This window comes from Frankia sp. AgB1.9, assembly GCF_016786355.1.
Lineage (GTDB): Bacteria > Actinomycetota > Actinomycetes > Frankiales > Frankiaceae > Pseudofrankia.
Genome location: NZ_JADWYX010000010.1, coordinates 48,373 through 69,684 on the forward strand (window position 1 = coordinate 48,373; position 21,312 = coordinate 69,684).

15 protein-coding genes and 2 tRNA genes are annotated in these 21,312 nt (G+C 70.6%); 8 read left to right on the plus strand and 9 right to left on the minus strand.

Annotated elements, in window-relative coordinates; all coding sequences use genetic code 11:
* Positions 1-77 precede the first annotated feature (77 nt).
* Together I6A60_RS05550 and xylA are read right to left on the minus strand one after the other, a co-directional pair.
* Positions 78-152 (minus strand) — tRNA-Asp (locus I6A60_RS05550).
* A 937-nt stretch (positions 153-1,089) separates the two neighbouring features.
* Complete coding sequence (xylA, locus tag I6A60_RS05555) at positions 1,090-2,325, minus strand: xylose isomerase (RefSeq protein WP_238434830.1); 1,236 nt, start codon at positions 2,323-2,325, stop codon at positions 1,090-1,092.
* A gap of 368 nt (positions 2,326-2,693) precedes the next feature.
* Here xylA and xylB point away from each other — a divergent pair, with 368 nt between their 5' ends.
* The gene (gene xylB, locus I6A60_RS05560) at positions 2,694-4,136 is read left to right on the plus strand and encodes a xylulokinase (protein WP_203014638.1); all 1,443 of its coding nucleotides are present in this window, start codon (positions 2,694-2,696) and stop codon (positions 4,134-4,136) included.
* Positions 4,137-4,197: 61 nt separating this feature from the next.
* Here xylB and I6A60_RS05565 read toward each other — a convergent pair whose 3' ends face one another.
* Entirely contained in the window at positions 4,198-5,469 is a 1,272-nt protein-coding gene (locus I6A60_RS05565; protein WP_203014637.1) for an ROK family protein, read from the minus strand.
* Between the two features lie 181 nt (positions 5,470-5,650).
* Between I6A60_RS05565 and I6A60_RS05570 the strand changes: the two genes are divergently transcribed.
* The 5 genes from I6A60_RS05570 to I6A60_RS05590 all read left to right on the plus strand — a co-directional run bounded on the left by I6A60_RS05570 (position 5,651) and on the right by I6A60_RS05590 (position 14,087).
* Positions 5,651-6,754, plus strand: a complete 1,104-nt coding sequence (locus I6A60_RS05570; RefSeq protein WP_203014636.1) for a sugar ABC transporter substrate-binding protein — start codon at positions 5,651-5,653, stop codon at positions 6,752-6,754.
* Positions 6,755-7,001: 247 nt separating this feature from the next.
* Positions 7,002-7,844 carry an ATP-binding cassette domain-containing protein gene (locus I6A60_RS05575; RefSeq protein ID WP_203014635.1) on the plus strand — a complete coding sequence of 281 codons (843 nt, stop codon included), beginning with the start codon at positions 7,002-7,004 and terminating at the stop codon, positions 7,842-7,844.
* Positions 7,841-9,133 carry a sugar ABC transporter permease gene (locus I6A60_RS05580; protein WP_203014634.1) on the plus strand — a complete coding sequence of 431 codons (1,293 nt, stop codon included), beginning with the start codon at positions 7,841-7,843 and terminating at the stop codon, positions 9,131-9,133. Before I6A60_RS05575 ends, I6A60_RS05580 begins: the two co-directional genes overlap by 4 nt.
* A 190-nt stretch (positions 9,134-9,323) precedes the next feature.
* Positions 9,324-9,396, plus strand: a tRNA-Glu gene (locus I6A60_RS05585).
* 290 nt (positions 9,397-9,686) lie between these two features.
* Positions 9,687-14,087: a TIR domain-containing protein gene (locus I6A60_RS05590; RefSeq protein ID WP_238434831.1), complete on the plus strand. Its 4,401-nt coding sequence runs from the start codon at positions 9,687-9,689 to the stop codon at positions 14,085-14,087.
* 8 nt (positions 14,088-14,095) lie between these two features.
* Here I6A60_RS05590 and I6A60_RS05595 read toward each other — a convergent pair whose 3' ends face one another.
* From I6A60_RS05595 to I6A60_RS05605, 3 genes are read right to left on the minus strand one after another with little or no spacing between them, the layout of a single operon-like run.
* Positions 14,096-14,911, minus strand: a complete 816-nt coding sequence (locus tag I6A60_RS05595; RefSeq protein WP_203014632.1) for an SDR family NAD(P)-dependent oxidoreductase — start codon at positions 14,909-14,911, stop codon at positions 14,096-14,098.
* A gap of 13 nt (positions 14,912-14,924) precedes the next feature.
* The gene (locus tag I6A60_RS05600) at positions 14,925-15,977 is read right to left on the minus strand and encodes a zinc-binding dehydrogenase (RefSeq protein ID WP_203014629.1); all 1,053 of its coding nucleotides are present in this window, start codon (positions 15,975-15,977) and stop codon (positions 14,925-14,927) included.
* A 32-nt stretch (positions 15,978-16,009) separates the two neighbouring features.
* A complete protein-coding gene (locus I6A60_RS05605) occupies positions 16,010-16,849 on the minus strand; it encodes a sugar phosphate isomerase/epimerase (RefSeq protein WP_203014626.1) in 840 nt (279 codons plus the stop codon).
* Between the two features lie 242 nt (positions 16,850-17,091).
* Between I6A60_RS05605 and I6A60_RS05610 the strand changes: the two genes are divergently transcribed.
* Both I6A60_RS05610 and I6A60_RS05615 read left to right on the plus strand, forming a co-directional pair.
* On the plus strand, positions 17,092-17,994 hold the full coding sequence (locus I6A60_RS05610) for a Dam family site-specific DNA-(adenine-N6)-methyltransferase (protein ID WP_203014623.1): 903 nt from the start codon (positions 17,092-17,094) through the stop codon (positions 17,992-17,994).
* Entirely contained in the window at positions 17,991-18,446 is a 456-nt protein-coding gene (locus I6A60_RS05615; protein ID WP_203014620.1) for a GNAT family N-acetyltransferase, read from the plus strand. The genes I6A60_RS05610 and I6A60_RS05615 overlap by 4 nt, the downstream gene beginning before the upstream one ends.
* Here I6A60_RS05615 and I6A60_RS05620 read toward each other — a convergent pair.
* The 3 genes from I6A60_RS05620 to I6A60_RS05630 form a co-directional block, all read right to left on the minus strand.
* Positions 18,439-19,806 (minus strand): ABC transporter permease, encoded by a 1,368-nt coding sequence (locus I6A60_RS05620; protein ID WP_203014618.1) that lies wholly within the window; start codon positions 19,804-19,806, stop codon positions 18,439-18,441. The genes I6A60_RS05615 and I6A60_RS05620 overlap by 8 nt on opposite strands.
* Positions 19,803-20,555: an ABC transporter ATP-binding protein gene (locus I6A60_RS05625; protein WP_203014616.1), complete on the minus strand. Its 753-nt coding sequence runs from the start codon at positions 20,553-20,555 to the stop codon at positions 19,803-19,805. The genes I6A60_RS05620 and I6A60_RS05625 overlap by 4 nt, the downstream gene beginning before the upstream one ends.
* 129 nt (positions 20,556-20,684) lie before the next feature.
* Entirely contained in the window at positions 20,685-21,299 is a 615-nt protein-coding gene (locus I6A60_RS05630) for a class I SAM-dependent methyltransferase (RefSeq protein WP_203014614.1), read from the minus strand.
* Between the last annotated feature and the right edge of the window lie 13 nt (positions 21,300-21,312).

The following is a 21,312-nucleotide window of genomic DNA, read 5'->3' on the forward strand; positions in this document are numbered from 1 at the left end:
CGCTCGTCCCGACTTATCTACCAGCCCCAGACCACACAACCGGGCGGCCCCCGTGCGGGCCGCCCGGATGATGTGCGCGGTCCCGACGGGATTCGAACCCGCGACCTCCGCCTTGACAGGGCGGCGTGAACTCCAGGCTTCACCACGGGACCATGTGTGTTCAGTTTGCGGTCTTACTGTACTACTTGCCGGTCTACCGCGGTTGACACCGCTCGGCGCTCCACCGGAGCCCTCGACCGCCGAGCAGAAGCATACAGGACCCAGGGAGGGTCTTGGAGACCTCGGTTGCCCACCCTTCGAACCACACCTGGCCGACGTTTGCCGGACGCGTCCCCTTCGCTCAGATCTGGCGCTTCGGCCGGTCCGATCGAGACAGGCAGCGACCGGCCGTCGTCGGTCGAGGAGCCCGGCGTGGGGAGTACGCCCAGCATGACGCTGACCGGGCCGCCGGCAGCCCTCTCGTCGCCTCCTCGCCTCAACCGGCCAGGCCGGCCGGCCAAGCTCGGACTTACCGGCGCCTCCTCTGGATCGATCCCATCCGTTGGTCGCGATCTTTCTCCCGAGGTCGTGACCGGGCCGTCACCCCCTCCCGAAGGTGGACGGCGATCCAGCAACACGCCCCGGGACGACCGAGCCCACCCCTCGACAGTCATCCACGCCGCCTGGCGAGGACCGTCAAAGTCCGCCCGTCACCTTGATCGCCGATTGCGCCCTCTAGTGGCTACGCAGCAGACCCGGCAACGACCACCGGAGGGCCGAAACAGAGATCATGGAGACGCCTGGACCGGGGCGCGCCTGGTCGGAGGCGGCACAAGATCGGTTGTCACAGATCTTCGCCGTCGATGCGCCAAATCCCATACCCAGACGCGGATCTTCAGCGGGCGCCGATCCGATGGTCGCTCATGATCGCAGACCACGTATGGATAAAAGGGGCAAAACGTGGCACCAGGCGCCGATTTCAATACCTAGTTAGCGATCATGATGCCCGAGGGCGGAGGTAGCCCCTCAGTGATCGTCGGCTAGGTATCGAAATCGGCGCCGACCACGGGACCGCACCCAGGCCCAGAGCCCAGACCCAGAGCCCAGGCGTCAGGCGACGCCGAGGAGATGCTCCAGGGCCAGCTGGTCCAGGGCCTCGATGTTGACGGCGCGGGTACCCGCGGCGTCGGCGTCGAAGTTCTCGTACGCGGCGGGGTCGGCCAGCAGGTCGGCGAGAGTCTCGCCGGGGGCGAGGGTCGGGGTCGAGAGCTCGCCGACGCCGGCCGCGGCCAGGGCGGCGGCGACGCGAGGGTCCGACCGGAACGCGGCGGCCTTCTCCTTGAGGATCAGGTAGGTCCGCATGCAGGCGGCCGCCGACACCCAGACGCCGTCGATGTTCTCGGCGCGCGGAGGCTTGAAGTCGAAGTGGCGGGGACCGTCGTAGCCGGCGCTCTCCAGCAGGTCGACGAGGAAGAACGCGCTCTTCACGTCGGCCGCGCCGAAGCGCAGGTCCTGGTCGTACTTGAGCCCGTGCTGGCCGTTGAGGTCGATGTGGAACAGCTTGTCGGACCACAACGCCTGGGCGTAGCCGTGGACCACGTTCAGCCCGGCCATCGTCTCGTGGCCGACCTCCGGGTTCAGGCCGACCATCTCGGGATACTCGAGCTGGTTGATGAAGGCCAGGGCGTGGCCGATCGTGGGCAGCAGGATGTCGCCGCGCGGCTCGTTGGGCTTCGGTTCGAGCGCGAACCGAATGTCGTAGCCCCGGTCGCGGACGTACTGGCAGAGCGTGTCGACGGCCTCCTTGAGGCGGTCGAGGGCCGCGCGCGGATCCTTCGCCGCGTCGCTCTCCGCACCCTCTCGGCCACCCCACGCGACGTAGAGCTTCGCGCCGAACTCGGCGGCGAGGTCGATGTTGCGCATCGTCTTGCGCAGCGCGAACCGGCGGACGCCGCGATCGTTCGCGGTGAAGGCGCCTTCCTTGAACACCGGGTGGGTGAACAGGTTCGTGGTCATCATCGGGACGATCAGGCCGGTCTCGTCCAGAGCTGACCGGAACCGCTTGATGCAGCGCTCCCGCTCGGCGTTGTCCGCCGCGAACGGGATCAGGTCGTCGTCGTGGAAGGTCACGCCGTAGGCACCGAGATCGGCGAGCCGGTGCACGCTCTCGACCGGGTCGAGCGGCGGGCGGGTCGCGTCACCGAAGGGGTCGCGTCCCTGCCAGCCGACGGTCCACAGGCCGAAGCTGAACCGGTCCGCCCTGGTGGGTACCAGATCACCGGCCCTCGGCGCACTGGCTGCCAGATCGCTGGCTGTCAGCGCACCGGTCGTCAGATCACTGGTCATGGCGTCACCTCGCGGCTAGTTTGGTCTCGCGGCTATTTTGGTGGTGTCTACAACAAATAAGCCGGACGGGAGCCGCCACGCAACCCCCCGACCGGAGTCGTGGAACCCTCGACGAGAGGGCTATTTGTCGTTCGCCAGGTATAATGCCGACACTCTGCGGAACCGCGCCTCGATCGCCCGGGCCGCGCCGCGTGGACATCCCACCGCCCAACCAACGGGCACCGCGCCATCCGCGCGACCTATCGTCACCGGCTGTCACGAGGACGGCGGCGTACGAGGGTCACCGTCCGCCAGCGGGGTCGTCAGGAGTCGGCGTTTCGGACCCCGCCGGCGCGCCTGCCGCGTCGGTCACGCATCGGGAGCAGGCCATGACGCTGGTCGCGGGTATCGACTCATCGACGCAGTCAACGAAGATCGTGATCTGTGACGTGGCGGACGGCACCATCGTCCGAACCGCCGCCGCGTCGCATCCGGACGGCACCTCCGTCGACCCGGAGGCCTGGTGGGGCGCGTTGTGCACCGCCGCCGGCGACGGGCTGCTCGACGGCGTCACGGCGATCTCGGTCGCCGGCCAGCAGCACGGCATGGTCGCGCTCGACGACGCCGGCCGGCCGGTCCGCCCGGCGCTGCTCTGGAACGACGTGCGCTCGGCCGACGACGCCGACGATCTGGTCGCCGAGCTCGGCCGGGGCACGTGGGCGACGGCCACCGGCAGCGTGCCCACGGCGAGCTTCACCGTCACCAAGCTGCGCTGGCTCGCCCGCCACGAGCCGGACAACGCCGCGCGGACGAGATCCGTGCTGCTCCCGCACGACTGGCTGACCTGGCGGCTGGCCGGCGGCGGATCCGCGCCGGACGGCCGGTGCGACCTCGCGGCGACGACGGACCGCGGCGACGCCTCCGGAACCGGGTACTGGTCACCGGCGGACGGCGGGTACCGGCCCGACCTCGTCGAGCGCGCCCTCGGCCATCCGCTGGAGCTCCCCCGCGTCGCCGCCCCTGGCGAGGTCGTCGGGGAGGCGGCCCGGCTGGCCCCGCCAGGGGCGTTGCTGGCCCCGGGCACGGGCGACAACATGGCCGCCGCGCTCGGTCTCGCGCCGGAGCCCGGCGACGTGGTCGTCTCGCTGGGCACCAGTGGGACGATCTTTGCGACGTCCGAGGTGGCGACACACGACGAGGCCGGGCTGGTCGCCGGCTTCGCCGATGCGACCGGACGGTTCCTCCCGCTGGTCTGCACACTGAACGCGGCCCGGGTCCTCTCGACCGTCGCCGACCTGCTCGGTGTCAGCCCCGACGGCTTCGACGCGCTCGCGCTGGCCGCGCGCCCCGGCGCCGGTGGGCTCACGCTGCTGCCGTTCCTCGACGGGGAACGCACGCCGAACCTGCCCCGGTCGCGCGGGCTGCTCGCGGGGCTCTCGCGGGGCAACTTCTCGCGGGAGAACCTGGCCAGGGCCGCCGTGGAGGGGGTGCTGTGCGGGCTGGCCGTCGGGGTCGACGCGCTGCGCGAGCACGGCGTCGAGGTCCGCCGCGCGCTGCTGGTGGGCGGGGGCGCCCGATCGCGGGCGGTTCGCGCGATCGCCCCCGCGGTGCTCGGGCTACCGGTCGCGCTGCCGGACCCGGGCCGCGAGTGGGTCGCGATCGGCGCGGCCCGCCAGGCCGCGTGGGCGTTGTCCGCCGCCGCCGCGCCGCCGGACTGGCCGGTCGCCGCCGGACTGGTGGCCGCCGAGCCGGATCCGGCGACCCGGGCCGCCTTCGCCGACGTCCTGGCCGGCGTGCTACCGCTGCTACGACGCGGGCACGCCGTCGGCTAGGCCGGTCCCGTCGTCCTTCGGGCCGGTGGGCGCGGCCACCCTGGCGGCGGCCGCGACGACCTCAGACCTCGACCTTGGTCGCGAGCGTGGCGGCGACCCCGAGCGGGTCGTCCAGCAGGTGCGCGAAGGCCAGCTCGGCGGCGCCGAACAGGCTGGAGTCGCCGCCGAGCGCGCTCGGGACCAGCGCGACGTGCTCGCGCGAGACGGTCAGCCCGCCCGCGCCCATCCGGCCGACGACGTCGTGCTCGACCACCTCGAGCAGGTCGCGCAGCTCCCCGCCGAAGATCACCAGCTCGGGGTTGAACAGGTTGACGAGGTTGCCGACGCCGACAGCGAGCCAGCGACTGACCTCGTAGAGGGCCAGGCGGGCCCGGGCGTCGCCGGCTGACGCCTCGGCGACCACCGCTCGCACGGAACCGCCGTCGCCCGGCTCGTGCCCGGCCGCGCGCAGGATGGCGTCGGTGCCGATCTCCGTCTCCCAGCAGCCACGCGCGCCGCAGCGGCAGCGCTGGCCGGACGGGTTGACGATCATGTGGCCGGCCTCGCCCGCGTAGCCGCCGTGGCCGCGCAGCGGCCGTCCGTTGCAGATGATCCCGGCGCCGAGGCCGACCTGGCCGGACAGGTAGACGATGTCGTCGTGGCCGCGGGCCACGCCGCGCGCGTGCTCGGCGAGCGCGCCGAGGTCCGCGTCGTTGGCGACCTGCACGGCTGGGCTGCCGACCGGCCCGCCGATCGCCCGGTCGGGCAGCGCGTCCACGAGGGCGGCTCGCAGCGCGGCACCGAGCGGCTGCTGCTCCCAGCCGAGGTTGGGCGCGAAGCGGACGAAGCCGTCGGCGCTGCGGACCACCGCGGGGACGGCGACCCCAATTCCGGCACAGTGCGTGAGCGGACCGAGCGCCTCCGCAAGTCTGCGGGCCGTCGCCGCCGTGAGTTCTACCACCGCCGCGAAACCACGCTCACCCGCTGGCAGCGGAACGACCTCCCGCGAGAGCAGTGCGCCACCCAGACCGACCCTCGCGGCGATGATCCGATCAACGCCCAGGTCGAAGGCGAGAACCTGGTAGCGCTCGGTCTCCGGAACGACCACCAGCGACGGCCGGCCGGCACCTGAATGGGTGTCCGGCGACTCCTCCCGGACCAGTCCCGCCGTGCTCGCGAGGTCGGCGGCCAGAGCGCCGATCGTGCTGCGGTTCAGGCCAGTCTGCGCGGTCAACGTAGCTCGCTGTGTCGGGCCGGCGAGGTGCACGTAACGCAGCAGCAGGCTCAGGTTGTGCCGACGTAGCTCCTCCTGCTTGATCCCGGCCGGCGATGGGTGCGGTCGGGGAAGACGCATCACGTGTCCAGTCTCCCGGAGCCGACCGCCGCCGGTAAGTCGCGGGCTATGTGCATAGAGTCACCAATTCCTCTTGCCTTCGGCAATCCCCTTGCATGACACTGATCACATGAATATGTTCTGGCAAACAACTTAGCATCCGCATCCTGGGCTACACCGCCCAAGGGAAGGGGCCACGCAGATGCGCGGGAAGGTTTTACGGTTCGCGACGGCGGGAGCATGTGTCGCGCTGACAGTTGCGGCCTGTGGCAGCAGCAGCGGCGGCGGAGGCAGCAGCAACGCCTCCGGCGGCTCGTCGGTGAAGGGCAAGATCGGCGTCATCCTGCCGGACACGAAGTCCTCGGCTCGGTGGGCGACGGCGGACCAGCCGCTGCTGGAGAAGGCGTTCAAGGCCGCGGGCGTTCAGTACGACATCCAGAACGCCCAGGGTGACGCCACCCAGATGCAGACGATCGCCGACCAGATGATCACGAACGGTGTCACCGTTCTGATGATCACCAACCTGGACTCCGGTTCCGGTAAGGCGATCGAGGACAAGGCCAAGGCGCAGGGCGTCGCGACGATCGACTACGACCGGCTGACGCTGGGCGGTTCCGCTCAGTACTACGTCAGCTTCGACAACGTCGCGGTCGGCAAGCTGCAGGGCCAGGGCCTGGTGAAGTGCCTCCAGGACTCCGGCGCGCAGAAGCCGATCGTCGCCGAGCTGAACGGCTCGCCGACCGACAACAACGCCACGCTGTTCAAGCAGGGCTACGACTCGGTGCTCGACCCGCTGTACAAGGACGGCACCCTGGTCAAGGGTCCGGATCAGGCCGTGCCTGACTGGGACAACCAGCAGGGCGGCACGATCTTCGAGCAGATGCTCACCCAGCAGCCGAAGATCGGCGGCGTGCTGACCGCCAACGACGGTCTCGGTGGCGCGGCGCTCGCGATCCTGGCGAAGAACGGGCTCAACGGGAAGGTCCCGGTCACCGGCCAGGACGCCACGACCCCGGCCCTGCAGAACATCCTCGATGGCGACCAGTGCATGACCGTGTACAAGGCCGTCAAGAAGGAGGCCGACGCCGCTTCGGCGCTCGCGATCAGCCTGGTCAAGGGCCAGAAGGGCGACGCCCCCCAGACGATCCACGACCCGACCGGTAAGCGGGACGTGCCGTCGGTGCTGCTGCAGCCGGTCGCCATCACCAAGGACAACGTGAAGTTCGTGGTCGACGACGGCTACGTGACCAAGGCTGAGCTCTGCACCGGCAAGTTCGCGGCGCTCTGCACCACCGCCGGCATCTAGCTCCGGCCGATCACGACCACCATTCGTGATCGCATGGGAACCGTCCGTGGGTGGTAGCTTCGACGCCACCCACGGACGCATTCTCACGTCCGGACTGGTTCACCAGCCCCTGTTCAGCGGGCGCGGGCACGCCCATACTGCTGGCGCCACCTGTTGCCTGGATCACATCTATCTATTCGCCTGAGGCGCCATCCATCGCTGACGCGCGCCGACGACCGGCCGTGCCTTCGTCCGGGCGAGGAGTGACATGACTGACAACCCACCGCCGGCGGGGACGCCCGTCCTCGAGCTACGCGGCGTGAACAAGAGTTTCGGCCCCGTGCACGTCCTGAACGACGTCGACTTCGCGGCCAATGCCGGTGAGGTCACCGCGCTCGTCGGCGACAACGGTGCCGGCAAGTCGACGCTGGTCAAATGCATCGGCGGTATCCACCCGATCGACTCCGGCACCTATTCCTTCCTTGGGAAGCAGGTCTCGGTCAACCAGCCGAAGGACGCCGGCGCGCTCGGTGTCGAGATCGTCTACCAGGACCTGGCCCTGTGCGACAACCTCGACATCGTCCAGAACATGTTCCTCGGCCGGGAGCGGCGCGGCCGCTTCCTTGGTCTCGACGAGGCCGCGATGGAGAAGCAGGCCGGCGAGACACTCGCCGGGCTCTCGGTCCGGACGGTCACGTCGCTGCGCCAGCGGGTCTCCAGCCTGTCCGGCGGCCAGCGCCAGACGGTCGCGATCGCCAAGGCCGTGCTGTGGAACAGTTCCGTGGTCATCCTCGACGAGCCGACCGCCGCCCTCGGCGTCGCGCAGACCGAGCAGGTGCTGCAGCTGGTCCGCCGGCTCGCCGACAAGGGCCTGGCCGTCGTCCTGATCTCGCACAACATGCGGGACGTGATGGACGTGTCGGACCGGATCTGCGCGCTCTACCTGGGCCGGGTCGCGGCCGACGTCCGGTCGAAGGACGTCACCGTGGCGGATGTCGTACAGACGATCACGACGGGCAACGCGCCGGGTGCTTCCGCCGCGAAGACCCTTTCCACGAACGGGGCCCTGGCGGACGCCTCGGCCGGCGCCACCGCGGGAGGAGCGGCATGAGCACCACCGAGGTCGCTACCCCCGTCAACCCGGAGCCTGCCGCCCCGTTGGCCAAGGGAACCGCGCCTGTACCAGCCACGGACCCGGGCCTGGTCGACTACGGGCGCAACTACGTCAGCCGGGTTCGCGGCGGCGACATGGGCGCGCTGCCGGCCGTCCTCGGTCTCCTGGTGCTGTGCGTCGCGTTCGCGATCCTGCGCTCGCGCTTCGTGTCGGCCATCAACTTCGCCAACCTCTTCACCCAGGGCGCGGCGGTCACCGTCATCGCGATTGGTCTGATCTTCGTCCTGCTACTGGGTGAGATCGACCTGTCGGCCGGTTTCGCGTCGGGCGTCTGCGCCGCGGTGATGGCGACCCTGACCGCCCAGCACGGCCAGTCGTGGATCGTGTCGATCCTCGCTGGGATCGGCACCGGGGTCGTGATCGGTCTCGTGCTCGGGTTCCTGGTCGCGAGGGTCGGTATCCCCTCCTTCGTGGTGACCCTGGCCGCGTTCCTCGCCTTCCAGGGCACGGTCCTGCTGATCATCGGTAACGGCGGGAACATCTCGATCAGGGACAAGACCCTGGTCGCGATCTCGAACAAGAACCTTCCCGTCTACGGCGGCTGGATCCTTTTCGCGGTGGTGGTGCTCGGCTTCGGCGCCACCCAGCTGCTTCGGGCCCTCGGGCGCCGGCGCGGCGGCCTGTCGGCCGACCCGATGTCGGTGATCGCCCTGCGCACGGGTTCGCTGGCCGTGCTCGGCGGGCTCGCGGTCTACGTGCTCAACAAGGAGCGCTCGCGGACCGCGATCGTCTCGCTCAAGGGCGTCCCCATCGTGGTCCCGGTGATCCTGGTGCTGGTCGTCGTGGGCACGTACGTGCTCAACCGCACCTCCTACGGTCGGCACATCTACGCGGTCGGCGGCAATGCCGAGGCCGCGCGCCGCGCCGGCATCAACGTGGTCGCGATCCGGATCTCCTGCTTCGTCATCTGCTCGTCGATGGCCGCGGTCGGCGGCATCATCGCCGCGTCCCGGGCCACCTCGGTCGACCCGAACGCCGGCGGCAGCAACACCCTGCTGTACGCGGTCGGCGCTGCCGTCATCGGTGGCACCAGCCTCTTCGGCGGCAAGGGCCGGATCATCGACGCCGTCCTCGGTGGCGCCGTGGTCGCGGTGATCGACAACGGCATGGGCCTGATGGGGTACAGCGCCGGCGTCAAGTTCGTCGTCACCGGCTGCGTCCTCGCCGTCGCCGCCAGCGTCGACGCGCTGAGCCGCAAGCGCGCCGCGTCCACCGGTCGCCTCTGACCCACCGCTTCACCGTCCGAGACCCCGGCGCCAGCAGTCACGGCGCCGGGGTCTTCGGCGTACGACCCGCGGACGATCCGGGACGAGCCCGGCGGCCGGGACGCGTTTGGCGAGGGGCCTCGCCGTCCCCTATGCTTGCCCGGACCTCGCGGGCGGTTTGGCTACGTGCCGCGACGGTTCGGAACTCCCGGCCCCCATCGTCTAGTGGCCCAGGACGCCGCCCTTTCAAGGCGGTAGCACGGGTTCGAATCCCGTTGGGGGTACACGCCGACTCTCTGTGCTCGCCGCCTTCGGCGGCTTCGCCGGGGCCGCGATGTCTGCCCGGGGGGACGACCCCCCGGACCCCCCGATGTCGAGCTTCGCTCGACCTCTCGGGATCACCGACGAATCCTTTGTCGCTCCCGGACTCCCACGCGATGTTGCTCCGGGGAGGCTGACGAACCTAGGACTTCTCAGGGCTTAGCTGGCAGGCTGTCGGCGTATGGGGGTGGATCCGGGGGTCCCACCAGCCGGGGGCATTGTCGGAGCTTCGGCGGCCGGTACGTCGCCGTCGATGGATTTCTTCATCTCCTACGCCGCCCAGGATCGCGGCTGGGCGGAGTGGATCGCCTGGGAGCTGGAGGACGCCGGCTATCAGGTCGTCATCGACGCGTGGGACTTCACGCCGGGATCGAACGCCGTCGGGGAGATGAACCGCGCCGCGACGACAGCGGCGCGAATGCTGGTGGTTCTGTCGAACGTCTATCTGACCTCGGCTTATCAGGAAGCAGAGTGGCAGCTCGCCTGGCTGGCGGATCCGTCCGCCGCGGGCCGCCGGCTACTGACGGCACGGGTTGAGGACTGTTCTCGGCCGGGACTTCTGGGTCGACTGGTCGGCGTGGACCTATTCGGGGTGCCACAGGATGTGGCCCAACGGCGGTTGCTGACCGCGGCGGCCGGATCCAGAGACAAGCCCGTCCGTCGTCCGACGTTCGTGGGTCGTGCCGGTGCCGCTGAGCCCAATCGGCCAGCAGGCTTTCCTGGGCCGGTTGGGAGCTGGGAAGCGGTCTGGCAGCCGGGGCGGTCGCCGTTCCCGGGCCTCGACGCGTTCGACGCGACCAGGGCTGCGGTGTTCAAAGGCCGTGAAGCCGACACCCAGCGGCTGGTGGACAGCCTGCGCGACCGGCCGGCCGGCCGGGGCGAGCTGCTGGTGGTGGTCGGTCCGTCCGGGTGTGGGAAGTCCTCGCTGGTCGGCGCGGGCCTCGTCCCCACGGTGGCGGAGGATCCTGACTGGTTGGTGACCTCGCCCATGGTTCCGGGCGGTCAGCCGCTGGCGGCCCTGGCCGGGGTGCTGGTGGACACCCGCCTGCGGTCTGGCCAGCGGTGGTCGGTCTCGAAGCTGGCCGCTCTGCTGGACCGACCCGATGTGGTGACCGAGGTTGTCCGGGAGTTGCTCGCGGTCGGTCAGGCACGGCGGTTGCTGATAGTCATCGACCAGGCCGAGGAGATGCTGACCCCTGCCGTCAGTGCGCAGGCACGGGCGCAGTTCCTCGGCGTACTGGCCGCAGCGGCCGCCGGTCCGGTGAGTCTGGTGGCCACGCTTCGGTCGGAGTATCTCGACCGGCTTCTCGTCGACACAGCCAGAGCTGGGCTGCGGGTCCGGACGGAGGCCCTGCAGCCATTGGCCCGCGACCTGCTCCCGCTCGTGATCGCCGGGCCGGCCCGGCTGGCGGGACTGGACGTCGAAGCTGAGCTGATCGCCCAGATGGTGGCCGATACCGGAGATGGGGACGGACTACCGCATCTCGCCTACACCTTGGCTCAGCTGTATACCCAGGCACAGCGGACAAGGACCAGCGCATTGACGGGAGCGCTGTATCAGGCGGTCGGCGGCGTGCGCGGCGCGCTCGTCAGACATGCGGACACGGCGTTGGCCGAGTCGGTCGCCGCCACCGGCTCCAGCGAGCAGCAGATTCTTGCGAACCTCCTGCATCTCGTCCACGTGGATGGTGAGGGGCGTCCGACGCGGCGCCGGGTCCGTCTGGACGATCTGCCTGGTTCGGTGCGCGCGACCATGGTCCCGTTCGTGACCGGACGACTGCTCACCATCGACGCGGTGCCAGGGGGCCCGGCGACGGTCGGCGTCACGCATGAGGCGCTGCTGTCGGTCTGGCCGGCGCTGCGTACTGCTCTCGTCGACCACTCCGACGCACTCCGCGCGGCCCGCGCCGTCGAGCAGTCCGCACTGGAATGGCAGCGCGCCAACCGGGCTGAGCACTATCTCTGGGACGCCGACCGGCTCGTGGCCGCACGTGTGAGCCTGCCTGCGGTCGATGGTGCCGACGACGATCCAGGCCCGATCGGCCTGTCACTCACCGCGCAGGCGTTTATCGCCGAGACTCGGCGCCGCGTCGAGTCCGCGCGTGCCCGCCGCCGGCGGCTGGTGACCCGCGTGATCAGTGCGCTGTCCGTGTTGCTCGTCGCGGCGCTGGTGGCCACGGGTCTCGCTGTCGTCCAGCGCCATCGGGCCGTCGACCAGCGGGCACAGGCCGTGCATCAGCAGACGGTCGCGACCGCCCGCGGCCTCGTCGCCCAGGCAGACCAAGCTCGAAGCAGCGACCCGCTTCGCGCCCTCCGGATGGGCCTCGCCGCCGAAAAATTGGACCCGACTCCCGAGACCCGAGCCGGCCTTGCCGACACTCTGGCCGAAACCCCGTGGATCGCCGGCCTGGAGGATGACCAGGCCGTCTCCACCGTGGCGTTCAGTCCTGACAGCCGCACCCTTGCCACCGCCTCCTGGGGAGACGAAAAGCACGGCCGGTGGCGATTGTGGGACGTCGCCGATCCGCACGCTCCGGCCCGCCTCTCCAGCATCGATGACGACCAGGACGTCGCCGCGGTCGCGTTCAGTCCTGACGGCCGCACTCTCGCCACCGCCTCCGGAGCCGAGGACCAGAACCAGGCCGCCATCGGCCGATTGCGCCTCTGGGACGTGACGAACCCGCGCTCCCCCGTCCGTCTCGCCAGTATCGACGATGACCAGCAAATGAATGCGGTTGTGTTCAGTCCCGACGGTCTTACGGTCGCGACCGCCACCGCCACCGCCACCGGCGCCCAAACGGGCGCCGCCGCCACCGGCCGGTTCCGGCTGTGGGATGTCTCGAATCCGCGCAATCCGGCCCGCCTCGCGAGCATCGGCGACGACCAGCCGGGAAATGCGGTCGCGTTCAGCCCGGACGGGCGGACCCTCGCCACCGGCACCAGCGGCCAGTCCGAAGACGCCGCGGCCGGCCGCCTGCGGCTCTGGGACGTGGCCAACCCGCGAGCGCCCACCCGCCTCGCCAGCGTCGACGACGACGGCGAGGTCACGGCGGTCGCGTTCAGCCCGGACGGCCACGATCTCGCGTCCACCGCGTGGAACGACGGGGTCCGGCTCTGGAGTGTCACGGACGGCCGCTCGCCGGTTCCGGCCGCGAGGATTGGGGCCGGGACGAACATGACGGCGTTCGCGTTCAGTCCCGATGGTCGGACTATCGCGACCACCATAGGTAACAGCTCTGGCGGCAATGACGGCCAGTTTCAACTCTGGGACATCACCGACCAGCAAGCACCGAAACCCCTCGCGAACGCCGACGACGATCAGTTCCTCACCGCGGTCGCGTTCAGCCCCGACGGCCGAAGCATCGCCACAAGTAGCTTTAGTCTCGCCAGCGGTGGCCGAACCCGACTGCGTGACACCTCCGGTGGGCACCTGCGCGCCGCTGTCTTCGGCATTGACGACGAACCGGACCCGCCTGACGCGGCGATCCGAGAGACGACGGCGGTCGCCTTCAGCCCCGACGGTCGGACTGTCGCCTCGGCCTCAGCTGATGACTCCGTGGGCCGAGACGAGGGGGAGCTGCAGTTTTGGAATGGCGCTGACCGGCACAAGCTGGTCCGCCTGGCTGGCAGGCGCGACGAGCAGACCCTCTACGCGGTCGCTTTCAGCCCTGACGGGCGCGTCCTTGCTTCTGCCGGTGACCGTACGAGGCAAGGGAAGAATGGGCCGGAGAGCGCAGGTGGTCTGGTGCGGCTGTGGGCGGTAGGCGACCCGCGCAAGCCCGCCCTCCTCGCCACCGTTGACGACGACGACCAGGCCGTCGCCGGGGTCGCGTTCAGCCCGGACGGCCGGACGCTGGCCACCGTTACCTACCGCCTCAATATCGGTGGGCGCTTGCGGCTGTGGGACATCGCCAACCCACGCGTGCCGTCGCTTCTCGTCAGCATTGACGATGACCAGGTGATGGCGGGCGTCGCGTTCAGTCGGAACGGTCGCGTCCTCATCACCGTTAGCGGTGAGACCGTCAATGGGTCGTCTGGTTCCGGCGGCCAGCTGCGGCTCTGGGACGTCACCAACCCGCGCGCGCCGCGTCGCACCGCCAATATCGACGACGGCCAGGGATTTACCGCGGTCGCCGTCAGCCCGGACGGCCATACCATCGCGACCACGACCGACACCGAGGAGCCCGGCGATGAGGTCGGCGGCCGGCTGCAGATCTGGGACCTCACCCATCCGGGCAGGCCCACCCGCTTGGGCAGCGCCGATGACGACCAGAGCTTCACTGCCGTCACGTTCAGCCCCGACGGCCGAACTATCGCGACCACCAGTAGCAGCGAGAACCAGGGCACCGACAATACCGGCGGCCGGCTGCGGCTCTGGGACGTCACCGACCCCCACGTGCCGGCCCGCACCGCCAGCGTCGACGCGAAATACAGCGTGTTGACGGCCGTGTTCAGCCCGGATGGCCGCACCCTCGTTACCAGTACGGATACTGGTGACGGTTTCAGCCAGCTGTCATTGTGGGACGCCGACTGGACCGTTCATCTCAGCGGTCACATCGACAGCTGGGCCTGCGGGGCCGCGGGCCGCGGGATGACCCCGCAGGAATGGGCGGGCGCCGCGCCGGGAATCGCCTACCAACAGACGTGCCCGTAGACCTCCGGTCAGGCGAGCTGGGTTCCCCCGTCCACGGAGAGAACCTGGCCGGTGATGAACGCGGCCGCGTCGCAGGCGAGGTAGACGGCGGCGGCGCCGATCTCGGCGGGGTAGGCGGTCTGGCGCTGGAGCAGGGTGCGACGGCCGATCGAGTGGAGCTGTTCGGCCCGGGTCGCGGCGAGGCGCGCGAAGACCCCGTTGGGGTGCCACCGACTTCCTGAGCTGGCGGCCTGTTCGGCGTCCTGCGGGAGGGTGCCGTAGGGCGCGATGGCGTTCACGGTGATGCCGTGCTGGCCGACCTCCTTGGCCAGGACCTTGGTGAACGCGTGCACCGCGCCCTTCATCGCCGAGTACACCGCGAGCAACGGGTCGCCGACGATTCCCGAGGTCGAGCCGATGTTGATGATCCGCCCGCTTCCGCGCCCGATCATCCCGGGGAGCACCGCGTGGGTGCAGTTCAGCGTGCTCGTGAAGTTCAGCGCGACGTCCCGCTCCCAGGTCGCGGGATCCGAGTCGACGAACGCGTCCATGTCGACATTGCCGCCGACGTTGTTGACCAGCACGTCGATCCCGCCGAACCGTTCGCCGACGGCGGCGACGACGGCCTCCACCTGGGCGCGGTCGGTGACGTCGGCGGCCTGCCACAGCACGTCCTTGGCGCCCTGCTTCAGCAACTGCTCGCAGACCCGTCGGCCCTGCGCCTCGTCGCGGCCGACGATGACGACGCCGGCCGCCTCCTCGGCGAACGCGAGCGCGATCGCCCGGCCGATATTGGCATTGCCGCCGGTGACCACCACCGTGCGGCCAGCTAACCCGGTCTTCACCATGCTCTCCTTCTCAGCTGGTCGGGAGGTCGACGAGGATCTTCAGACGACGGCCGGCCCGCAGGTCGTCGAAGACCTCGCGCAGTTCGCCGAGACCGACCTGTTCGACCCAGCCCTTTGTCGGAAAGGCCCCGCCGGCCATGAGGTCGATCACCTGGGCGAAGACGCCGGGGGCATATCCCAGTGAACCGGTCAGCTCGATCTCCGAACGGGTCAGCACCCACGGAGTGAAGGAGACCGCCTGCCCTGAGAAGGCGATGCCGACGTACCGCCCGCGGGCCCGGAGAACGGCGGGAGCCGCCGCGAAGGTGGCGGCGGCGCCGGCACAGTCCACCGCGACGTCGACTCCCCGACCCGCCGTGCGGCGGCGCACCTCGTCCGCCACGTCCGTGGCTTCCGGGTCGAGGACGTCGGCGACACCGAGCGCGGCGATCGCCGCTCGCCGGGCGGGCGCCGGCTCGACGAGAAGAATGTCCTCGACCCCGACGGCGCGCAGGCCGAACATGACGCCGATCCCGATCGGCCCGGCTCCGAACACCACAGCGGACTGGCCCGGTTCGATGCGGGAGCGAAGTACCCCGTTGAACGCCACCGACATGGGCTCCACGAGGGCGCCCTCGGCCAGCGACATCGATGCCGGAAGGCGATGCACCATCGTCGCCGGCACGACCGTGAATCCGGACAGCCCACCGCCGTGCGAGCAGATCCCGTGCGTCATCACCAGCCGGCACAGCTGCGGCAGCCCGGCGAGGCAGCGGTCGCACTCGCCACAGGAGTAAAGGGGCTCGACGCAGACCCGGTCTCCGACGGCGACGTCGGCGACGTCCGTGCCGATCGCGGCGACGACCCCGGCGAACTCGTGACCCATGACCTGGGGAAGGACGCCGCCGGTCAGCGGGTGTGGCACCGTCGTGCACGCCCGTGGACCGGCGAAGAACTCGGCCAGGTCTGTACCGCACAGGCCGTTGTGGGCCACGGCCAGCTTCACCTCGCCCGCTCCCAGTTCCGGTTCGGGTACCTCCTCGATCCGGATGTCCTGCGGGCCGTGCAATCTTGCCGCGATCATGTCCACCGCCTCACGAATGGGTCGTCGGGTGCCTACGAGCGGGCTTTACGGACCAGCTCCCGGACCCGGTCCCGGGCGAGCAGGGCCGCTTCTGCCGGCGGCATCGCCGCGGTGACCGGCGAGATGACCTCAGGCCCTATCGACCGAAGGGCGCCCAACTGGTCGAGCGTGCCCAGCAGCCGGCCGAGGTCGAAACAGCCGTCACCCGGCAGCAGCCGATGGAACGTGTCCTGAGCGAGGCTGCCCTGGATCTCGGCGGCCCCGTCGGCGACCTGCACCGTGAATATCCGGTCGCCGGGAAGCGCCTCCAGCGCGCCGAAATCGGGGTTTCCCCGAAAGAAGTGCCAGGTGTCGAGGACCAGGCCACCATTGGCCCGGTCGGCCGCCTGGACGATGGCCGCGGCGCTCGGCAGGTCGCCGATGGCCATGATCGGCATGAACTCCAGCTGCACCCGGACGCCGAACTCGGCCGCGCGGTCGCACAGGGTCCCGAAGGATGCCGCGACCTCCTCGACGGGCAGGTCGCAGGTCGGCCGGGAGAAGACCGTCAGCGACACCGGCCGCAGGGCCTCGCACAGTTCCAGCACCTCGTCCGCCGTGAACGCGACGGAGCGCGCCACGGTGAAAGGCTCGCCGTCATACCAGTTCGCCAGTCCGTCCAGCACGATCTCGAGTCCCGCGTCACGCAGCCGGCGGCCCAGCTCGACCGGCGAAATGCCTGCCTCCTGGGCCAGGACCACGTCGAGCGGGCTCAGCGACAGCTGACCGAAGCCACCGGCCGTCGCGGCGTCGATTCGGCCCTCAAGCGGGCTCTGCAGGCCGACGGTCCCGGACCACAGGACCCAGTCGATGTCACCCAGCGCCTCGGCCATCAGCCTCCCCTTCCGGATTCGACGGTGCGGCTGACGGCGCGAACCAGGAAGGCCCACCGAACGCTTCCTAGTGCGATCGCCGGTCGCATCTTCTGCGGGAACCCTACGCCGAATACCGTTCTCAGTGTCACTCTTGACACCGAGGATCAGGCTGTGATCGAAGGCAGCAAGCGGCGGCGCGGCAGCGCCGGCGACGACCGGAGGCGCCGGGACCGGGGTGGTGGGCCGGTAGGCTGCCGCGTGTGCGGCCGGCGGGAGTACAGGTTGCGGGTCGCGCGCCCGGTGAGCGGTCATTCCTGAAGTGGGCCGGCGGGAAGACGCGCTATGCCGGCACCCTCGTGGCGCTGGCGCCGGAGTTCTCCGGGACGTACCGGGAGCCGTTTCTTGGCAGCGGGGCGGTGTTCTTCGAGCTCCGGCCGGCCAGGGCGGTGCTCAGCGACGCGAACGGCGAGCTCGTCGTCTGCTTTCAACAGGTTCTCCAGCAGCCTCGCGAGCTGATGGCGCTGCTCGACACGATGCCGAACACCGCCGAGTACTTCGAGCGGACGCGGCGGCGCGACCCGGCCGAGCTGTCGGAGCTGGAGCGTGCCGCCCGGGTGATCTACCTGAACAAGACCAGTTTTCGCGGGCTCTGGCGGGTCAACCGGAAGGGTGAGTTCAACACCCCGTACGGCGCCTACGACCGGCCGTACTACAACCGGGAGACGCTGTCCCGCGCCGCCGAGGCGCTGAGCGGCGCCGCCGTCGCGGAGACGGATTTCGAGACGGCCGTCGACGCCGCCGAGGCGGGTGACTGGGTCTTCCTCGACCCGCCGTATGTCCCGCTCGGCGGCTGGGCGGACTTCAAGCGGTATACGGCCGGCCAGTTCGGCGCTCAGGACCATGTCCGGCTGTGCGCGGCGATGCGGCGCGCCGACCGGCGTGGGGTGCACCTGATGCTGACGAACAGCGACACCGATTTCGTGCGCGAGCTGTTCGGCCCGCACTTCCATGAGCTTCGGCTCCCGACGCGCCGTGACATCAACCTGGTCGGGCGCAATCGCGGCAGCTGGGACCTGGTGTTCACGAACTACGAGCCGGCCGCCGCGGCGCCCCGCCCGCCGGACCCGCGGCCGGGCTCGGGAATGGCGAGGATCGGGCCGTGAGTACCGACCAGCCAGCGGACGTCCGCCTCGAACGGGTGAGCGTCGAGGCCACGCTGGAGCTGCGACAGCGGGTGCTACGGCCGCATCTGACGCCCGCCGAGCTGGTCTTCCCGCATGACCGGGAGCCCGACACCGCGCACGTGGTCGCGCTGCTCGCGGACGGGACGGTCGTCGGGACCGCGTCGGTGCTGCACGAGGGGTCGCCCTGGGGTGCTCCCGGCTGGCGGCTGCGCGGCATGGCGACGGACGAACGGGTCCGCGGCCAGGGAATCGGCTCCAGGCTGCTGTCCGCGACGATCGACCACGTCCGTGGCCAGGGCGGCGGCCTGCTGTGGTGCAACGCCCGCGTCCGCGCGGTCCCGTTCTACCGGCGCGCCGGCCTCGAGACCCGCGGCGAGCCCTGGGAGGAACCGCTGATCGGCTCGCACATCGTCATGTGGCGCCTCATCTGAGCGCGCCCACGGACTCGGCGTTTCCCAGCCGGACAGTGGCTCGGGCGGCGATCAGGGTCAGCGCGGCGATCGCGGCCGCGGCCACCGGTGGGACCCACAACTGGGCGTTCGGCACGAAGCCCTCGTGGCGCGCGTAGGCGAAGGGTCCGATCGTGGCGAGCGACGCGACCGCGCCGGTCAGGATGCCGACCGCCGCGATGATGGCCGATTCCGCGACGACAAAGCGATGGATCTGGCTTCGAGTGGCGCCCAACAGCCAGAGGCGGCGCAGCTCGTCGCGACGGTCGACCAGCAGCGCCGCCGTCGAGTTGATGACCATCAACGCCGCGAAAAGACTGATCATGCCGATCACGACGTTGTTGAGCAGGTTGATCGTGTCGGACGTCTGCTTGCTGCCGGCGGGCAGAGTGCGGCCATCAATGCTGATCAGCATGAGTCCGCCGATCGCCGTCGCCGTCAGCACGATCACCGGCGCGAGCACGCTGGACAGCCGATGGGCACGCCTCGACGTGTTGTACGCCGCGAGGTAGCCACCCGCCGCTCCACCGCGGGCGAGTAGCCAGGCGAACGGTAGCGACAGCCACCGCAGCAGCACCGGCGCGAGCAGCGCGAACCCGATCCCGACCAGGATGGCGCTGCTTCCACTTGTAGACATCGCGGCATACGGGTCGCTGGACCGCGCGGTCACGGTGATCGTCACGATCGACGTGACGAGGCCGTAGCCGATGGCCAGAAACGCGCCGACGACGCGGTACCAGCGCATCCCGCCCGTCTCCGCGTCGCTGTCTCGCAACGTCGCCCCGGCCGGTCCCCGCGTCGCCCGGCGGGCCGCGACCAGCGCCGCGACCGCGGCCGCGAGCAGCACGAGGGCCGCCGCGACACCCAGGGACGCCGGTCCGGCCTGGAAGGTCACCGTGGCGGCGACGATCCGGCCGCGCAGCAGGCCGAGCAGCGCCCTCCCGGTGCCGGCCGCGATCACGGCGCCGATCAGCGCTCCGGCGAGCGCGACGGCGAGCGCCTCCCGGACGATCAGCCGGCGGGCCTGGCGGGGCGTGGCGCCGATGGTGCGCAGCAGCCCGATCTCCCCCGCCCGCCGCGTCGCGGTGAGCCCCACCGTCGAGGCGACCGAGAACAGGACGATCAGCGTCCCCCAGCCGCCGACGACGGCACCCATGATCAGCAAGGTCTCCCGGTCGTCGCCCCGGGCCGCGCCACCGCCGTGACCGGCGAGCGCCGTCTCCACCAACGTCGCGAACGAGCCGATGAGCGTGGTTCCCAGCAGCACCGCCAGAAAGGTCGCCGTCGACGCCGTCAGCCGATGCCGCAGCGAACGCAGCGCGAGCCCGGTCAGACCGCTCATGACCGCACCACCAGGCCGTCGAGGTGGGTCTGCTGGGCGGACACGGACTCGACGGTCGGCGAGTCGATGCGGCCCGCGACCCGGCCGTCGACAAGAAAGACCACGGCGTCCGCGTGGGCGGCGGCGATCGGGTCATGGGTGACCATGACGAGGGTCTGGCCCAGGTCGTCGACGCAGGAACGCAGCAGGGTGAGGACCTCGCGGGCCGTCGTCGAGTCGAGCGCGCCGGTCGGCTCGTCGGCCAGGACGATCGCCGGGTCGTTGACCAGGGCACGCGCGATCGCGACCCGCTGCCGCTGGCCGCCGGACAGCCGCGCCGGCAGCTGGCCCGCCCGATCGGCGAGGCCGACCTGGTCGAGCAGGCCACGCACCAGGGCCCGGTCGGGGCGGCGCCCGGCCAGGCGGCGGGGCAGGCCGACGTTCTGCTCGGCCGTCAGGTACGGCATCAGGTGGAAGTCCTGGAAGACGAACCCGATCCGGTCGCGGCGCAGCCGGGTCCGCCGGTCCTCGTCCCAGTCGGTGACGTCGGCCCCGGCCAGCAGCACCCGGCCGCCGGTCGGCCGTTCGACCCCGCCGACGCAGGCGAGGAAGGTGGACTTGCCCGAGCCGGAAGGACCCATCAACGCGGTGAACGTCCCCCGCGGGACCGTCAGGTCGACGCCCGCGAGGGCGGGCACCATTTCGGCGCCTTGACCGAATGTTCGGGTCAGGTCCCTGGTCTCCAAGGCCGCGATCGCCGGGGCGGACATGGTCGCTCCAGGTGGGTGTTGGTGTTCCGTAAAGGGACGCCACCCACGCTAGGAATGCGATGCCCGCCCTTCGATGGGCCTGGGCCGCCGACCTGGGTAGGGCTAAGCCCACCACCCGCGACCGGCGACTCAGCCGGACTTGGCCGCGACCCCCTCGTAAAGGAATGACGCGACCGCGGGCCGCCCGAGGCCGCGACGGTCAATGGTCTGCACCGTCAGACCGGCCTTCTCAAGGAGCGCGTCGATCGGCCGGTTGAGATGGCAACCGCCGAAAAGGCGCCGCCAGAGCGGAGTGAACTGGTCCTGCCGGCGGGCGACGTTGGGCTCCGGTGACCGTCCATGTTCGAGGAAGTGCAACGTGCCGCCGGGCCGCAGCACCCGGTGTACCTCGCTCAACGCCCGCTCGGCGTCGGGGATCGTGCAGAGGCTGAACGTCACCAGCGCGTGGTCGACCGATTCGGCGGCGAGGGCCAGCTCCTCGCCGTTGTCCCCGACGAACTCCACTGGGAAGCTCGCCGCCGCGATGCGCCCGGCGGCGAGCCTGACGCCCACCTGCGCCGGCTCGACGGCCAGCAGGCGGGTGACGCCGGCCGGCAGATGCGGAAGGTTGCGCCCAGACCCGAACCCGAGTTCTAGCACCTCGCCGGACAGGCCTTCGACGACGCGCGCCCGGATCGGCTCCATGGGTCGGCCAAGCGTGAGGTTGGTGAGTCGCGGCAACACCTGGTCGCCATAAAAGCCCATTGCCGCTCCTAGT

Excerpts from the sequence above, each read along its gene's own strand:
- I6A60_RS05575 (WP_203014635.1), top strand. The coding sequence starts at position 7,002 with ATGACTGACAACCCACCGCCGGCGGGGACGCCCGTCCTCGAGCTACGC.
- I6A60_RS05625 (WP_203014616.1), bottom strand. The coding sequence starts at position 20,555 with ATGTCCGCCCCGGCGATCGCGGCCTTGGAGACCAGGGACCTGACCCGA.
- I6A60_RS05630 (WP_203014614.1), bottom strand. The coding sequence starts at position 21,299 with ATGGGCTTTTATGGCGACCAGGTGTTGCCGCGACTCACCAACCTCACG.
- I6A60_RS05580 (WP_203014634.1), top strand. The coding sequence starts at position 7,841 with ATGAGCACCACCGAGGTCGCTACCCCCGTCAACCCGGAGCCTGCCGCC.
- I6A60_RS05600 (WP_203014629.1), bottom strand. The coding sequence starts at position 15,977 with ATGATCGCGGCAAGATTGCACGGCCCGCAGGACATCCGGATCGAGGAG.
- I6A60_RS05590 (WP_238434831.1), top strand. The coding sequence starts at position 9,687 with ATGGATTTCTTCATCTCCTACGCCGCCCAGGATCGCGGCTGGGCGGAG.
- I6A60_RS05620 (WP_203014618.1), bottom strand. The coding sequence starts at position 19,806 with ATGAGCGGTCTGACCGGGCTCGCGCTGCGTTCGCTGCGGCATCGGCTG.
- I6A60_RS05565 (WP_203014637.1), bottom strand. The coding sequence starts at position 5,469 with ATGCGTCTTCCCCGACCGCACCCATCGCCGGCCGGGATCAAGCAGGAG.
- xylB (WP_203014638.1), top strand. The coding sequence starts at position 2,694 with ATGACGCTGGTCGCGGGTATCGACTCATCGACGCAGTCAACGAAGATC.
- I6A60_RS05605 (WP_203014626.1), bottom strand. The coding sequence starts at position 16,849 with ATGGCCGAGGCGCTGGGTGACATCGACTGGGTCCTGTGGTCCGGGACC.
- xylA (WP_238434830.1), bottom strand. The coding sequence starts at position 2,325 with ATGACCAGTGATCTGACGACCGGTGCGCTGACAGCCAGCGATCTGGCA.
- I6A60_RS05570 (WP_203014636.1), top strand. The coding sequence starts at position 5,651 with ATGCGCGGGAAGGTTTTACGGTTCGCGACGGCGGGAGCATGTGTCGCG.